Annotated in this window: 17 protein-coding genes; 11 read left to right on the top strand and 6 right to left on the bottom strand. The window is 47.5% G+C overall.

The features are described 5' to 3' along the window. Positions 1-173: 173 nt before the first annotated feature. Positions 174-995 (bottom strand): undecaprenyl-diphosphate phosphatase, encoded by an 822-nt coding sequence (locus WBV27_RS02510; RefSeq protein WP_424199120.1) that lies wholly within the window; start codon positions 993-995, stop codon positions 174-176. 217 nt (positions 996-1212) lie between these two features. Between WBV27_RS02510 and WBV27_RS02505 the strand changes: the two genes are divergently transcribed. Continuing rightward, positions 1213-1722 (top strand): PTS sugar transporter subunit IIA, encoded by a 510-nt coding sequence (locus WBV27_RS02505; RefSeq protein ID WP_424199118.1) that lies wholly within the window; start codon positions 1213-1215, stop codon positions 1720-1722. Between the two features lie 161 nt (positions 1723-1883). Here WBV27_RS02505 and WBV27_RS02500 read toward each other — a convergent pair whose 3' ends face one another. The 3 genes from WBV27_RS02500 to WBV27_RS02490 form a co-directional block, all read right to left on the bottom strand. Next, on the bottom strand, positions 1884-2501 hold the full coding sequence (locus WBV27_RS02500; RefSeq protein WP_424199116.1) for a flavin reductase family protein: 618 nt from the start codon (positions 2499-2501) through the stop codon (positions 1884-1886). Positions 2502-2505: 4 nt separating this feature from the next. Continuing rightward, complete coding sequence (locus tag WBV27_RS02495; protein ID WP_424199114.1) at positions 2506-3408, bottom strand: VOC family protein; 903 nt, start codon at positions 3406-3408, stop codon at positions 2506-2508. A 141-nt stretch (positions 3409-3549) separates the two neighbouring features. After that, a complete protein-coding gene (locus tag WBV27_RS02490; RefSeq protein ID WP_424199112.1) occupies positions 3550-4581 on the bottom strand; it encodes a lactonase family protein in 1032 nt (343 codons plus the stop codon). A gap of 174 nt (positions 4582-4755) precedes the next feature. Between WBV27_RS02490 and WBV27_RS02485 the strand changes: the two genes are divergently transcribed. From WBV27_RS02485 to WBV27_RS02460, 6 genes are all read left to right on the top strand, one after another. Next, positions 4756-5115 carry a PTS glucitol/sorbitol transporter subunit IIA gene (locus tag WBV27_RS02485; RefSeq protein ID WP_424199110.1) on the top strand — a complete coding sequence of 120 codons (360 nt, stop codon included), beginning with the start codon at positions 4756-4758 and terminating at the stop codon, positions 5113-5115. An 11-nt stretch (positions 5116-5126) separates the two neighbouring features. Beyond that, positions 5127-6326, top strand: a complete 1200-nt coding sequence (locus WBV27_RS02480; RefSeq protein ID WP_424199108.1) for an AI-2E family transporter — start codon at positions 5127-5129, stop codon at positions 6324-6326. 25 nt (positions 6327-6351) lie between these two features. After that, positions 6352-7392 (top strand): signal peptide peptidase SppA, encoded by a 1041-nt coding sequence (gene sppA, locus WBV27_RS02475; RefSeq protein ID WP_424199106.1) that lies wholly within the window; start codon positions 6352-6354, stop codon positions 7390-7392. Next, positions 7392-7958, top strand: coding sequence for an RDD family protein (locus WBV27_RS02470; protein ID WP_424199104.1), 567 nt, complete (start codon positions 7392-7394; stop codon positions 7956-7958). Before sppA ends, WBV27_RS02470 begins: the two co-directional genes overlap by 1 nt. 313 nt (positions 7959-8271) lie before the next feature. Beyond that, positions 8272-8673 carry a GntR family transcriptional regulator gene (locus tag WBV27_RS02465; protein WP_424199102.1) on the top strand — a complete coding sequence of 134 codons (402 nt, stop codon included), beginning with the start codon at positions 8272-8274 and terminating at the stop codon, positions 8671-8673. Continuing rightward, entirely contained in the window at positions 8660-9796 is a 1137-nt protein-coding gene (locus WBV27_RS02460) for a DUF1648 domain-containing protein (protein WP_424199100.1), read from the top strand. Before WBV27_RS02465 ends, WBV27_RS02460 begins: the two co-directional genes overlap by 14 nt. A 57-nt stretch (positions 9797-9853) precedes the next feature. Here WBV27_RS02460 and WBV27_RS02455 read toward each other — a convergent pair whose 3' ends face one another. Together WBV27_RS02455 and WBV27_RS02450 are read right to left on the bottom strand one after the other, a co-directional pair. Next, positions 9854-10516 carry a type 1 glutamine amidotransferase gene (locus WBV27_RS02455; RefSeq protein WP_424199098.1) on the bottom strand — a complete coding sequence of 221 codons (663 nt, stop codon included), beginning with the start codon at positions 10514-10516 and terminating at the stop codon, positions 9854-9856. Next, positions 10517-11869 carry a Mur ligase family protein gene (locus WBV27_RS02450; RefSeq protein WP_140185152.1) on the bottom strand — a complete coding sequence of 451 codons (1353 nt, stop codon included), beginning with the start codon at positions 11867-11869 and terminating at the stop codon, positions 10517-10519. It abuts the gene before it with no gap. 374 nt (positions 11870-12243) lie between these two features. Between WBV27_RS02450 and WBV27_RS02445 the strand changes: the two genes are divergently transcribed. The 4 genes from WBV27_RS02445 to WBV27_RS02430 all read left to right on the top strand — a co-directional run bounded on the left by WBV27_RS02445 (position 12244) and on the right by WBV27_RS02430 (position 15917). Beyond that, complete coding sequence (locus WBV27_RS02445) at positions 12244-12816, top strand: thymidine kinase (protein WP_086627418.1); 573 nt, start codon at positions 12244-12246, stop codon at positions 12814-12816. A gap of 42 nt (positions 12817-12858) precedes the next feature. Continuing rightward, positions 12859-13938, top strand: coding sequence for a peptide chain release factor 1 (gene prfA, locus WBV27_RS02440; protein WP_424199095.1), 1080 nt, complete (start codon positions 12859-12861; stop codon positions 13936-13938). Next, positions 13925-14773: a peptide chain release factor N(5)-glutamine methyltransferase gene (gene prmC, locus WBV27_RS02435; protein WP_424199093.1), complete on the top strand. Its 849-nt coding sequence runs from the start codon at positions 13925-13927 to the stop codon at positions 14771-14773. Before prfA ends, prmC begins: the two co-directional genes overlap by 14 nt. A gap of 115 nt (positions 14774-14888) precedes the next feature. Beyond that, positions 14889-15917: an L-threonylcarbamoyladenylate synthase gene (locus WBV27_RS02430; protein ID WP_424199091.1), complete on the top strand. Its 1029-nt coding sequence runs from the start codon at positions 14889-14891 to the stop codon at positions 15915-15917. The last annotated feature ends 148 nt before the right edge of the window (positions 15918-16065 follow it).

Genomic DNA, 16065 nt, shown 5'->3' with positions numbered 1-16065 from the left:
ATTCTCAATATCCATATTTAAGACACAATTTGAAGAGGTCGAAAATTGCACACAGCAATAAAACCAGATGGTTAACAAAAGAATGCAGATTATAATAATTATTAATAAGGACTATGAATGTTCTGGATGACAAAATAAAAAGCCATCCCAAAAAGGATGGCGAAACTCATTTTTCAGACAAACAGGAAATAGATCAGAACGATTGCTCCAAGGACAATCCGGTACCAACCGAACGCTTTGAAGTCGTTGCGTTTCAAATAACCGATCAAAAACTTGATGGCGACGATTGAAACGAGGAAAGCAGTAAGCATGCCTGACAAGAGAACGGCGAATTCAAGTCCAGTAAAGTCGAACCCGAATTTGATGATCTTCAAAAAACTGATCCCGAACATGATCGGAATGCTCATGAAGAAGGAAAATTCAGTCGCGATGAAGCGGGAAGTGCCCAATACGATGCTCCCTAAAATGGAAGAACCGGAGCGCGATGTACCTGGAATGATCGAGAGCGCTTGGAACAAGCCGATCTGGAAAGCTTTCATATAGGTCAACTCGCTGAATTCGGTGATGCTTGGTTCGCGATCCTTATGCTTGTTTTCGATGACGATGAACAAAATCCCGTAGATGATCAGCGCCAAAGCGACAACTGTCGCGTTCAGGAGGTTTTCATCCGCCCAATCGTTCAACGGTAAGCCGATGACAGCCGCTGGGATACAACCGATGACTACTTTTTTCCAGATATCCCAAGTCTGTGTTTTCTCTTCCTTCGTTTTGCTTGGGGAGAAGGGATTCAGTTTGTGAAAATAGATGACGACTACTGCGAGGATGGCACCCAGCTGAATCACGTAGAAGAACATCTCTTTGAATGCTTGTGAGAGGTCCAGTTGAATGAACTCTTCAACCAAAATCATGTGGCCCGTGCTGCTGATGGGGAGCCATTCGGTGATACCCTCAACAATGCCGAGGATGATTGCTTTCAGTATTTCCATAAATTCCATATAATATCCTTTCTGTTGTGCATTTTTTTGATACTCCATCATCTAGTATAGCGAAATGAAAAAGATTAGCCAATCCTTTTCATGGATTCTTAAGGAAATGGAGGAGCGTTTTGAATGTAAGCGTTGCTAAAAAAATTCACAATGCTTGTCTGTTTATGGTAAAATGAAGTATACCAATTTTCACAAAAGCTCATTTAAATAAGGAAGAGGCGATAGCATGTTTGGCTTTTTTAAGAAGGATGATAAAAAGGGAAAACTGCCAGTTGAGAAGGAAATCTTGTATTCACCAGCCAACGGTGTTGTGGTACCTGTTTCGGATGTTGCAGATCCAGTGTTTTCTCAAAAAATGATGGGTGACGGTTTCGCGGTCATTCCTGCAGACGGAAACATCTATTCACCAGCAAAAGGTAAAGTATTGAGCGTGTTTCCGACAAAGCATGCAGTAGGCATTTTGTTGGACAGCGGTTTGGAACTTTTGTTGCACATGGGGTTGGATACGGTTGAGTTGAACGGGAAACCATTCGAAATCTTCGTGAAGGAAGGCCAATCGTTGACTGCGGATACTCTGGTCGCCAAAGTCGATCTGGCACAACTGCAGGAAGCCGGAAAAGATTCCGCGATGGTCGTCGTCATCACGAATATGGACAAAGTCAAAAACTTCAGCTTGGATGTAACCGGTGAAGTTGCCGTAAAAGCAGAAATCGGAAGCGTCCTGCCGAAGGAATAAAAGGAAAAATATGCAAAAAAAGCTTCATCCGGCTGAGCGCCGGATGAAGCTTTTTCGTCGCTATGCGTGTTAAGAGCCGACGCCAAGCCGATGTCTCGACTGAACGGAACCTGAAATATTCTGAACAACCGAGACAACGGCTTTTGCCAACATACAACCCGTTAAGGACGTTCCAGCGAAAAAATCTCCCCGAGCTTTGTATAGTCGTTGCCGGCCAGCCTCGCGACAGGTTCCAATTTTTCTGCCAAAACATACTGTTTCTCCTGATCGAACACCGATTCATCGAAAAGAAAATCTTCGACGCGCAAGATGAACAGATCCGTAAGCACGTTGCCCTCAGCATCCGTCAGAGGCACATATTGGTGTACGGTTGTTTCCATCCGGATTTTCGCCTCTTTGATGGCGGGGACAGCTACAGTGTGGCTGGCGGTCAACGTCAATTCCGTCAGATCGATTTCGCTCTCTGTGTCCGGCAGCTGAGCGGCCGTCCTGTTCATATCCTCAACCAAGTCTTCGCTGACGATATGGACGACGCCTTGTCGGGAAGCCAGCAGGTTTTTGGCGGAATCCTTGATTTTCCCGTCATTCCTCAGAATTGCTACGCTGATCAGCGGCAGCACGTTCGAAGCGACACTGAAAAAACTGAAGGGCGCGGCATTGACTACCTGCGTTTCCGGATTCTGGGTAGTGATCCAGGCAATCGGGCGGGGAATGATGCTCCCGGTCAAAAATTTGTACATCTGTTTCGTGTTGAGTTCTTCGGTATTGAAATGCTGCATGGGATCACTTCTTTCTGTTCAGGATAGTGGATTCGATCGCTTTACGTTTTTGTTCCAGGAAATCAGGGAGGGCAAAAGTTTCCCCGAGTTTTTCCAGCGGTTCGTCGAGCGTGAAGCCTGGTTGCTCGGTCGCTATTTCGATGCGCAAACCGCTCGGTTCGCGCAGGTAAAGGCTTTGGAAATAACCTCGGTCGATGATTTTTTCAACAGTGATCTGACTTTCTTTTGCCTTATCCAGGATCTGATCAAGATTTTTGCGTTCAGGCACGCTGTAGGCGATGTGATCGATGGTGCCTTTGCCGAGACGGGAGGGCTTTACGCTGGAGGACTGGATCAGCCGACTCACCTCTTCAGGAGCGGCAACCGGATGGGCATTATGATCCAGCAGTTTCATGCCCAGCACATCGCGGAAAAAGGTTTCCGATTTTTCAAGATCGGACACGGTGTAGTGGATGCCTTGGATGCCGATGATCTGGTATTCGGCGGGCACGTCACTGTGGCGCGTTGCCTGATCGGGCGCAATCATTTCGGGCACTTCAACCAAGCTGATTTTCATGTCGTCAGGGTCCTGGAAGGTACAGCTGGCTTTATCCGTTCCGATCAAATGAATGGCCCCTGAGGTAAGGCGATTTTTCCAGAACTGCAGACTGCCTTGAGGGATCTTCAGCAACACTTCATGGATGAGACTGTCTTCTTCGTGACGCTGGCCGACTCTCGGCAACTCGAAAAAAGTCAATATCGTGCCGGGAGTTCCCTTGTAGTCCCCGTAAAAAAGGTGGGGATCTGTCAAATTATCTTGGTTGACCGTCTGTTTGACGAGACGCAATCCTAGGGTATCGGTGTAAAAGGTTTTGTTCTTCTCCGCATCTTTGGTGATGGCGGTGAGATGGTGAAAACCGGTAATCATGTAAGCTCCAACCTCCGTTCAAATAATCCATAAGTCGAGTATACAGGAGAGTGACTCAGCAAGGTAACTATTCTGCTCAGCCGTGCTGTGAAAACAAAAAACCTCCACGTTCATCAGAACGGGAGGCTTATTGTTATTATCTTAGTAGAAGACGCAAACGCACTCTGGCGCGTAGACGTCTTTTTGCAGCAACGTCAATTTGCCGGTTTCTGCATCGCGTTCGAATAAAGTCAGGTTATCGGAATCCTGATGAGCCACGATCACGAATTGGCCGCTTGGATCCAAGTTGAAGTCACGCGGGATGTTTCCTTCAGTAGGGACATATTCCACTAATGACAATGTTTCGCCGTCTTCGGATACCGCATAGACAACCAATGAATCATGTCCGCGGTTGGAAGCATAAACGAATTTGCCGTCTGCGGAAATGCGGATAGCCGCGCCGCCGTTGAAACCGGTATGCTCTTCAGGGATAGTCGTGATGACTTGCAATAATGAGAAAGTACCCGCTGCTGCATCATAAGCCAACACTTCGACATCGCTGCTCAATTCACCGAACATGTAAACCACTTTACCGTTCGGATGGAAAACCAAATGACGCGGGCCAGTGCCAGGAGTCGCTTTATAGCGGGCAACTTCCGCCAGTTTACCTTCGTCGGAAACCGTGTAGGTATAAACGTGGTCAGTGCCCAAATCGCAAGCCAACAAGTATTTCTTGTCAGGGGAAAGCGCGCTGTAGTGCACATGCGGAATAGTTTGGTTTTCATGGATGCTTGAACCTTCATGTTGCGCACGGTCAGTCATTGTGAAGGAACCGTCAGCGTTCTCTTTGTAGACAGTCAAGTATCCGCCGTGGTAATTGGCGGTGAAGATCAATTTTTTTTCTTCGTCTAAGTAGATATAGCAAGGCGCAGATCCTTCAGCAGAAATTTCGGCTACCTTGTCGTAGGTTCCGTTTTCATTTTTCTTGAAAGAAGTAATGCCGCCGCCTTCATCCGTTTTGGAAATCGCGTACAGCGTTTCTTTGTCCGCAGATAAGTCCAGGTAAGTAGGGCTGTCGACTTCCGCAATCAAGCGATAATCACGCAATTCTTTTTTATCGGTGTCCAAAATGATTTGATGAACCCCTTTACTTTCTCTTTTCGTGTAAGAGCCAAGATATAAAACTTGTTCCATCCAAAGACCTCCTAAATATTATGATAATTCCATTATAACAAACGTCCTTCACAATAACAGGGGAAAAAGCTTGTAAAGCAAATAAAGTTGGATTCAACGGCATAATCAATGGTTTGCCAAATAAACTGTGATAGAATAGAAGTTGTAAAAAGTGTCTGAAAAGGAGATATGTCAATGCAAAGCAAAGTAATTCAAATTGGAGAAAAAGCGATAGATATAAAGGAACCCATGATCATCCTGTTCGATGACAGCGCAACGCCACCATTGCAGGAGGTTTCCATCATCCATCGTTTTTTGGAGCCCCAGGAATGGTTCGAACTGGAAGACGGTGACCGGATTTTGTTTGACGACCAGGAGTACCGTATATCCTATGTCGGTACGCATGTCCTGAAAAATCTGCAGTCGATCGGCCATACAACCATGATGTTCAAAAACTGGGATGACGAACGCTTGGAAACGAGCATCTATTTGACCCCTTACATTTTGCCGACAATAACTGACGGCACCACGATTACTTATAAGAAGAAAGATTGAAGGTGAGTCCAATGGAAAGAGCTCCGCGTAGAGGAACGAAATCCGGGAATCGGTTGTCGTGGTTCGAAAGATGGTTTCTGAACAACAAATTCGTAACTGTCCTTCTGATCATTTTACTGATTCTCCTGATCGTTTTCGTATTTTCAAAAATTTCCTATCTTTTGGGACCGATAGGCAGCTTCTTCAGCGTCATCGGCTTTCCGCTGATAATGGCGGGTATTTTCTTTTACATGCTGAATCCGTTGGTTACGCTGATGGAGAACCGGGGCATCAAGCGTTTCGTAGGCATTTGGATTGCTTTCGTGCTGGTGCTGCTGATGATGATCTGGGGTTTTGCGATCCTGATTCCGATCATCCGCGATCAGACGATCGGCATTGTCCGCGAATTTCCGGCTTATTGGCAGGCACTCGAAAAAATGACGATCGAATTGGTCAATTATGATTGGTTCACCTCCTTGCAGGAACAGATCAATCAAATCAATGCGGACATCTTCAACTCTGTTTCCGCGAAATTGAATGAAGTCCTGTCGAACACGGTCAGCGGCTTGGGCAGCGTCGTCGGACTTTTGACGAATGCGTTTGTGGGAATCGTCACGATGCCGATCATTCTGTATTATCTGCTGAAGGAAGGGGCTAGGTTGCCGCAGACTTTTCTGCAATTATTTCCCACATATCTGCGGGAATCGATCGGTGAACTGTTGAAGAAGATCAACACGCAAATCAGTCAATATGTGCGCGGTCAGATAACGGTCGCCTTCTTTGTCGGGCTGATGTTCGTCATCGGATATGCCATCATCGGAATGAAATTCGGCATCGTCCTGGGGATACTCGCAGGCTTCCTGAACATCATCCCGTATATGGGTTCCTTTATTGCGATGGTGCCCGCGGTGATTGTTGCGATAGTGGATTCTCCGCTGATGTTGGCAAAAGTGCTGCTTGTTTTCTCGATTGAGCAATTCATCGAGGGGCGCGTCATTTCGCCACAGGTACTCGGCAGCAATCTCGAAGTCCATCCGGTCACAATCATTTTCGTATTGCTTACGGCAGGAAAACTGTTCGGTCTGACCGGATTCATCTTGGGCATTCCCGGTTATGCTGTCCTTAAAGTGCTGTTCATGCATATTTTCGATTGGTACAAAGAGATTTCCGGATTGTATTTGGATGAACCAGAAATCGAGGAAGAACCGGAAGAGGATTATGCTCAAGAATAAACGAAACGAAAAGGGGTAATGCTTCATGAACAAAAAGAGATGGATTGCGGTGGCAATCGCGCTTGTGCTTTTCGTGGCATCACTCGGCTCGCAGGTTCTGTCGACCCGGTTGGCTGGCCAAACGGAGGATTCACTAAGCCAGCTTACCGGCAATCTGATACCAGGAACGAGCCTGCAGGAAAGTGTTCTGGAGAGCGGCGATGCCAGCAATCGGATCGCGGTTCTGCATATCGAAGGAACCATCCAATCAGGGACAGGGAGTATGCTGACAGACGGCTCCAGCTATGATCACGACCTTTTTCTGGAGCAATTGAAAGCCATCGAAGAAGATGACACGATCAAAGGAATTTTCCTGATAGTGGACAGCCCGGGCGGCGGGGTATATGAAAGTGCGGAAGCGCACGATAAATTGTACCGCATCGCTGCTGAGAAGGAGCTTCCGGTCTATGCTTCGATGCAAGGAACTGCCGCAAGCGGAGGCTACTACATTTCCGCTGGTGCGGACAAAATTTATGCTACAGCTGAAACGACTACCGGTTCGATCGGTGTCATCATGCAGGCCATCGAATACTCCGGCCTGCTCGAAAAATTGGGTATCGAATACAATACGATCAAGTCAGGCAGCCTCAAGGACATCGGTTCGCCGGACCGGGATATGACGGAAGAAGAGCGTGCGTTGCTTCAGGCTTATGTCGATGAGGCCTATCAACGTTTCGTCACTGTTGTTTCAACGGGAAGGGATATGCCTGAAGAAGAAGTCCGCGCAGTAGCGAATGGCATGATTTATTCGGGAACCCAAGCTCAAGCGCTAGGGTTGGTGGATGAGATAGCCTACACGGATGATGCGTTAAAAGCGATGAAAGCAGCTTATGACCTCGAGGATGCGGAAGTGTTCGACTATACTTCGACACCTGGATTGTTTTCCGATTTTTCTTGGTTGTTCGCTCAGGCGGCTGGCAAACTGACTAGCCAGAACAACCAGACGCTTTCTGAACTGCAACTGCTCCGTGACACTTTTGGGACAACCGCCGCTCCGAGATTGCTTTATCTCTACGGAGGTGAGTGATGATGGAAGAGCAAACCACTACGCATGAAGCACGCTTGGAAGAAATCCGGAAAAAGAAAGTAGCCTGGGAGGAAGCCGAGCGCATTTCCGACCAGCAGGAACGTCCGTTTAACCGCTACCCGGACTACGTATTCGCCGGTTTTTGGATTCGGTTCTTTGCATACCTCGTCGATTTGCTTGTCGTACAGGCTTTGATGGGGATCCTGATCAAACCGATTTTCGCTTTGGGCGGCATCAGTATGAGCGGGAGTTCTCCCTTAACCTTGTACGGATTTATTCAGTTGCTGATATTTGTCGGGTATTTCATACTGATGACGAAATATACGAACGGCCAAACACTAGGGAAGATGATCTTCGGCATCCGCGTCGTCTGCTTCAAGGAAGAAAAACTCAGTTGGCAGACCCTCCTGATCCGCGAAGGTGTCGGCCGCTATATCGGCAAAATCGTGGCTGTGATTTATCTGGTCGCTGCCTTCCAAAACAAGAAACAACATCCGATCGATATGCTTTGCGATACTTCGGTCGTGACTGAAAACAGCATCAGGGCTTTGCAGGAAAGTTACTAGTAGCGAGAACAAACGTTGGAAAACGGTATGCGACCGGTGGTTATCGGTCGCATACCGTTTTTGTGTTGTGCTGATCTAGTTGTTTTGGGTATGTGGGGCGGAGGAGAGAGTGCATAATAGTGTGGAACTCCGGCGAGGTAGTCGTTCACCGAAGAAGCGCTTTGAAATGCAGCCTGTCCTCCGACGAATCCATCGTTCACCTGAGGACAGAGTGAATATTAGTCAGCCTGCAGCCTCGGCAGCCCACTTCTTCCTACTTGCAAATTTCGCTATCGGTGTTATACTTGTTATATAACGAACAGGAGGGGTAAAAATGTTCATCGAAATTCTTCCGAACAGCGATACGCCGATCTATACGCAATTGATGTACCAGATCAAAATTGGCATCCTCAAACGGGAATGGTCATATGGGGATGGATTGCCGAGCGTCCGGAGCCTAGCTAGCGAATTGGGCATCAACATGCATACCGTGAATAAAGCGTACAATCTGTTGGCCGACGAAGGCGTGCTGGAAAAAAACCAGAAAGGCTATTTCGTGAGCGAACGCGCGACTATGGCGTCCAATGAACGCACGAAAGCGGCGATGCAGGATAAGCTTAAGGAAATCCTGATCGATAAACAAATTTTTGAAGTCAATGAGGAAACATTCAACGGCTGGTTGAACGAAATTGAGAAAGAGCTGGAAGGGGAGGGCAATGCACATGCTGATATTTAGTTGGTTTATGGTGATCATGTTTTTGATTATTGGGGTCGTCAACGGCATTACGCCATATTATAGCCGGTTAAGTACACCGTTTGGAGTGACGGTTCCGACATCCCATCAAAAGGACCCCTATGTTTTGAAGCTTAAAAAGGCCTATCTTTATCAAAATATATTCGGGAGTATACTGCTCGCTGCTCCAATCTTTTTCTTCCTTCTCTGGGATGATGAGGAGAAAGTGGAGATGGTCACCAGCATCTATGTGACGGTCGCGATGTTCGTTTTCATTTTCCTTTCGTTCCTGCTCTATCTGCAGAAACGGAAGCAGCTCCGCAGTTGGAAAATAGCAAACGACATCAAAATTGAACCGAAAAAAGCCAAAATCGTCATCGATACCGCCTATCAAAAAGATCTGAAGGTGGTCTCCCATTCGGTCTTCGTTTCGGCGCAACTGTTCATCCTGTTGGTGACGGTGGCGGTCACGCTTTATTTCTATGACCTGATACCCGAGCGGTTCCCGGTTCACTGGAATAGCTCGAATGAACCGGACCGGATCGTCGATAAAACGTATGTGAATGTATTCATGTTGCCGGCGATACAATTATTGATGATTCCGATGATGTTTTTCAGCCACTATTCCTTCATCAAATCGAAACAGAAGATTTCGCCATATCTGTCCGATCTTTCCAGCAAGCAGAGCAAATTGTTCCGTCAGGCTTGGTCCTATTACTTCCTCGTCGTGACGGTGCTGACGCAGCTCTTGTTGAGCGGCATCCATTTCTTTTCCTTGTTCTTCGCAGACAAGGGTGCCCAGTGGGTCATCGGTATGACGATTCCGTTCGTGGTCATCATAGTTGGGTACAGCGTCTATCTGACTTGGAAATACGGCCAAGGCGGTGAAAAATTGTTCCTGAACGAAGCGGGTGAACTGCCTGATGAAGTGACGGAAGCGGACGAAGAGCGCTACTGGAAGTGGGGAGTATGGTATTACAACTCGGAAGATCCATCGATATTTGTCGAAAAACGCTTCGGCATCGGAAGCACGCTGAATATGGCCAGATGGCAATCATGGGCGTTCATCGCCGGTCTGTTGGCCTTTGTAGTGCTGACGATCGTGCTTTCGTTCACGATGGAATAACGATAAGTAAATACAAAAACAGAGGTCGGGACAAATGTCCCGGCCTCTGTTTTTGCTTTATATTTCGATCTTTTTGTTGTGTTGGGCAATGGCCATATCGACGATACGGTTTGCCAAATGGATATTGCGGACCAACAGGGGCCCGTGGAAATAGGAACAGAAGACATTTTTGTAGCGGGCGCCTTCGGTCTTATCTTCACCATTGTTGCCCATGCCTTTTTCGACTTTTCCGAGCGGGCGCATGTTTTCGCCCAGGAAGGTCCGTCCGTTATGGTTTTCGAACCCTTCGTAGGTCTCATTGAATTCCTCGCTGCGGATGGTGATGTCGCCGATGAACCGGTTGTTGTCCTGGCTCAATGTATAGTGATCCAGGGCGCTGATGCCGGAAATTTTGTTGCCGGATGCATCCATATAATAGTGGCCCAACAATTGGTAGCCACCACAGATGGCCAATACCACGCCATCATTTTCGATGTATTCCTTGATTCCTTCTGCTTTATCCTGAATGTCTTTTGAGACGATGTACTGTTCGTAATCCTGGCCTCCTCCGAAAAAGACGAGGTCATATTTTTCTGGATCGAAGGGCTGGTCCAAACTGATGATTTCCGTTTCGAAATCGACGCCTTTTTCACGGGCACAGTACTGGAGCATCAAGAGATTCCCATTGTCGCCGTATGTGTTCAGCAGATTGCCGTACAAGTGGCAAATACGTAGTCGCATTTATTTCATCCTTTCCGCTATATAGCCTTGGTTCGCCAGCTCTTTACGGAGTTGCAGCACAGCGGTGTAAGTTGCCATCACATAGATTTTTTTCGTCGGAGCCGTTTTGAAAGCTTTGATGACATCGGTGATTTCCGGTAAAACTTCCAGTTTTTCTTCAGGTATACCGGCAACTTTCATCCGTAAGGTCAACTCTTTTTGGCGGATGCCGCTGACGGTTACTTTCGGGATGTCAAAATCCAAAAACTTCTCGTAATTTCCGTCCCAAATCCAACTGACATCGGTTCCGTCTGCCGGGCGGTCATTCAGGATCGACACGACGCTGAATGGCTCGTCTTCGTAATGAAGGAGGTCGATGACCTGATTCAGGCCGACCGGATTTTTGATCAGGTTCAGGATTATTTCTTTGTCGTCGACGGTGATTGTTTCCTGACGGCCAAATTTTTGCTGGGCAGCTGAGAAACCTGCCTGGATCTCTTCCGGAGTCAATCCAAAATGTTTGCCGACTGAATAGGCAGCCAAGGCGTTATAGACGTTATAGAGACCGGCGACATTCGTGTGGAACGGATGGCCATCGATTTCAAAGGAAGAACTCTTGTGCGTCAATTTGTCCACTTTGGTGACAGCATAAGCCAGTTCTGGACGTTTGAAATCGCAATGTGGGCAGTAGTATTTCCCGAGGTTGCTGTAGGTATTGAATTTATAGCGCAAAATGTGCTGGCATTTCGGACAAAGCACGCCGTCCGTGTTGTAATGTGCCAGGGTATCGCCATCCGGTTCATGGTTGAATCCGAAGTAGATCTGTTTGTTGACCAGTTCTTTGGAGTTGAAGATCGGGCTGTCCCCATTCGCCAGGATGACGGCATCCGGTGCAAGCGCAGCGCCATCGACCATTTTTTGGTAAATCGTGTAGATTTCGCCGAATCGGTCCATCTGATCGCGGAAAACATTCGTGTTCACGATGACTTTCGGCTTGATGAACTTCGTCACCTTGACCAGGCTGGCTTCATCGACCTCAAGTACAGCAAAGGCTCTTTCCTTTTTTACTTTACGCGAATAGCCTTCCAGGAACGAGGAGATGATGCCTTGCTCCATGTTGGCACCAGTCGGATTCGTCAAGATATGCGGGTATTTTTGCTGCAGGACATGATAAGTCAACGATGTCGTCAGTGTCTTGCCGTTCGTGCCGGTGATGATGACGACATCAAAATTTTCAGAAAGGTGTTGCAACACGTCGGGATCCAATTTGACGGCCAGTTTGCCGGGCAGACTGGTTCCGCCTTTTGTGAAAGTCTGAAGACCCCACTGGGCGATTTTGCCGATATTGATTGCTAGTGAACCGCGGATAGTCAAATAAATTCGCTCCTTACTTATGTATCTCTTGCCATCATAGCATATAACAAGGCTTTTTTCGATAGCGTTAGTATAGCAGAATTTGCCCGGATTGAATATTTTTAGATGCCGCTTCGTGTCAGGAAGGGGTGTTCAGATTGCCGAAGGAAGGCTGCTGAGCGTGAATTTTATTGACTTTGGAGCCATTTCCTACTATCATTATACGGGATGTTATTCAGTTTTTTTATCATTCGGTAACCTTACCGGAGCGGAATGATGAAGGTGAGATAATAGCGGGTCGGAAGCAGGATGACACAAGGGCATCCTTTCTTTTTGCAGGAAATTCCGACCGATTTATGAAAAATAGGCAAGACGCTGTTGGAAAGGTGGACATAATGGCACAGTTATTTTTTAAATATGGGGCGATGAACAGCGGGAAATCGATCGAGATCCTGAAGGTTGCCTACAATTATGAAGAGCAGAACAAATCAGTGATGATCTTTACGAGCGCGATCGATGACCGCGATGGTGTAGGCTATGTTTCTAGCCGGATCGGTTTGAAGCGCGAGGCCACTCCGATTGCGGATGATACGGATGTATTTTTGGAAGTCAGCAAAAATCCAAAAAAGCCAGCCTGCATTTTGATTGATGAATCCCAATTCCTATCCAAAGCGCATGTCATCCAATTAGCGCGCATCGTGGATGAATTGGGAATCCCGGTGATGGCGTTCGGATTGAAGAATGATTTCCAGAACGAATTGTTCGAAGGCTCCAAATATCTGTTGCTCTACGCGGATAAGATAGAAGAAATCAAAACCATCTGCTGGTACTGTCATAAAAAAGCAATCATGAACATGCGTGTCGTGGATGGAAAACCAGTATATGCCGGCGAACAGATCCAGATCGGCGGAAACGAATCCTATCTTCCCGTCTGCCGTAACCATTACCACCATCCGCCCTTGGCCTAGAATCGATACTCAGAAACAAAAAAAGAGGAGTTTGAAAAAGTTATGTATGATCAATTAGATGCATTCATTATCCGTTATGAAGAGCTTTCCGAATTGTTGAGTGATCCGGAAGTACTTTCCGACACAAAACGATTCTTGGAATTGACCAAAGAAGAAGCGGGGCTGCGCGAAAAAGTTGCAACCTTCAAACGTTATAAAGAGGTCGAAGGGGAAATCGCCGACACCGAAGAAATGTTGTCAGAAAAGTTGGATGACGACATGGCTGCTATGGCCAAAGAGGAATTGAACGACTTAAAGAAAGAGAAGACCGAGCTTGAAGAGCGCATCAAAGTTTTGTTGCTCCCTACAGATCCGAATGATGACAAAAACATCATCATGGAGATCCGTGGAGCTGCCGGCGGGGATGAGGCTGCTTTATTCGCTGGGAAGCTGTTCACAATGTACAGCAAATTCGCTGAAAGCCATGGCTGGCGCGTTGAGGTCATGGATGCGAACATTACCGGCATCGGCGGCTACAAAGAAATCATCCTGATGATCAGCGGAAATGGTGCTTACTCCAAACTGAAATATGAGAGCGGCGCGCATCGTGTTCAACGTGTTCCGGAAACAGAGTCACAAGGGCGTGTGCATACCTCCACGGCTACCGTTGTTGTATTGCCGGAAGCGGAAGAGGTCGAATTAAACATCGAAGACAAAGACATCCGTACGGATATCTATCATGCCAGCGGAGCCGGCGGACAGCACGTCAACAAGACGGCATCAGCGGTCCGATTGACCCACTTGCCGACAGGAATCGCCGTTGCCATGCAGGATGAGCGTTCCCAAATCAAAAACCGCGAAAAAGCGATGAAAATTTTGCTCACGCGTGTATACGACAAAATCTCTTCAGAAGCACAATCCGAATACGATGCGACGCGTAAATCCGCAGTCGGTACAGGCGATCGTTCCGAACGCATCCGCACCTACAACTTCCCGCAAAATCGGGTTACCGACCACCGTATCGGCTTGACTTTGCAAAAGTTGGATACGATTTTGAGCGGAAAACTGGATGAAGTCATCGATGCGTTGATCATGGCAGATCAAACGCAAAAATTGGAGTCCTTGAACAATGGATCAATCTAAGGAACTCACTTACCAGCAAGCTTTGCAGAATGGCGCGCTTTTTTTGGAACAAAACGAGAAAAGTCCGTTGGCGGCTGAAAGGCTGCTTTTGGATCGCTTGGGATGGACGAAAACGGATCTGTTGATGCGTTTTGCCGAGCAGATAACGGAGCAAGAATACAAGCAGTACTTCAGCGACATAAATGAGTATGTCGCGGGCAAACCGATCCAGTACATCGTAGGCGTCGAATGGTTCTATGGCTATCCCTTGAAAGTCACCGAGGCTACGTTGATTCCGCGTCCGGAAACGGAAGAGCTCGTGCAGCGGGCGCTAAAATGCCTGGAAGGGAAAGGGCCGCAGAAGGTCCTGGACATCGGGACAGGATCAGGCGCTATTGCCATTGCGATGAAAAAGGAACGCCCGCAGGATGAAGTGACAGCTACCGATCTTTCTGAAGAAGCTTTGGCAGTCGCGAAAGAGAACGCGGAGCAATTGGATGCCGACATCCGTTTCCTGCAAGGGGATCTGTTGGAACCCGTGCAGCTGGAGACCTTCGACTGCATCCTCAGCAATCCGCCTTACATCAGCGAAGATGAAATCGGCTTGATGGACCGCTCCGTTTTGGAGTACGAACCGCATTCGGCTTTGTTCGCTGACCACGACGGGTTGGACCTATACCAAAAGATGGCCTTCACGCTGCCGTTCCATTTGAAAACGGACGGATGCCTGTTCATGGAAATCGGATTCAGCCAAGGCGAAAAATTATTGGAACTCTACAAAAAAGCTTTCCCGGATAAAACGGTCACGATCGAAAAAGATCTGTCCGGCCTCGATCGCATGCTCATAGTCAAATAAGAAAAGAGTCGCCTGTTATCCATGGGCAAAAAATGGCTGCGGGCAATTGCCCCAGCTATTTTTTTACCTGAACGGCGTCCTTGCCAGTCAAAACATCCAGAAAGGAGCATTTATTATGGAAACGAAATTATACGACACATCAACGATTGATGAGGCAGCCGAACTGCTGAAAGCCGGACAATTGATCGCCTTCCCGACAGAGACTGTCTACGGCTTGGGCGCTATCGCATCAAATGATGAAGCCGTCAAAAATGTATATAAAGTGAAAGGAAGGCCCAGTGACAATCCCTTGATCGTTCATGTATCCGATCGGGAGGTTGCTCAGTATGTAGCCTTTGTACCGCAACAGGCAGAAGCCTTGATGGAGGCTTTTTGGCCTGGTCCATTGACGTTGATTTTTCCGATGAAAGAAGGGGTTTTTGCGCCTACCGTCACCGCAGGCCACAATACCGTCGCGCTGCGGATGCCCGACCAAGTGCAGACGCTGGAATTGATCAGAAAAACCGGCTTTCCTTTGGTCGGACCGAGCGCGAATACATCAGGCAAACCGAGCCCGACGACAGCTGAACATGTGATGCATGACCTTTCGGGAAAAATTGCGGGCATCCTTGATGGCGGAGAAACGCAGATCGGTTTGGAATCCACCGTACTGGACTTGACCAATGCCGAAGGACCTGTCATTTTGCGCCCGGGTGCCATCACCGAAGTGCAGCTGGAGCCGATCATCGGCAAACTATCAGGCAGTGCGCAAACAACAAATGACGCGGAGGCTCCGAAAGCGCCAGGGATGAAATATCAACACTATGCTCCCACTCAACCGGTCGTGCTGGTCGATGGAACGGCTGCTGATTGGGACGCCGCCATTGAGGAATATCGCGGTGAAGGCAAGGAAATCGGCATTTTGGCATCCGAAGAACAGCTGGCTGTCCATAAGGATGCAGCGCTAGCTGCCTATTCATTGGGGGCGAAGAATGATGTGGCGACTGCATCGCAGCGTCTCTATGCCGGATTGCGTTATCTTGATGAACAACCGGTCGATGTGATTTTGGCGGAAGCCTATGACCTTGCCGGCCTCGGGAAGGCATTCATGAATCGCCTGGAAAAAGCTGCTTCTTCAAAATATCCGAAAAAACAGGCGGAATAATCGCCTAATATCCGTCTTTAGCTTACTTTTTATACAAAATATCTAAATACAGGAGCTTATATGTTTTATTTCTGAAAAATTATGCTATACTCAACTTACATTTTTTTATGTTTAAAATTTTGGAATAATGTGATGGAAGGGTGCAAAC

Origin of the sequence: Trichococcus sp., assembly GCF_049589555.1 — a bacterium.
Taxonomy (GTDB): Bacteria; Bacillota; Bacilli; order Lactobacillales; family Aerococcaceae; genus Trichococcus.
The sequence above is the reverse complement of the archived record's forward strand: the minus strand, read 5'-3'. Positions and strand labels throughout refer to the sequence as shown.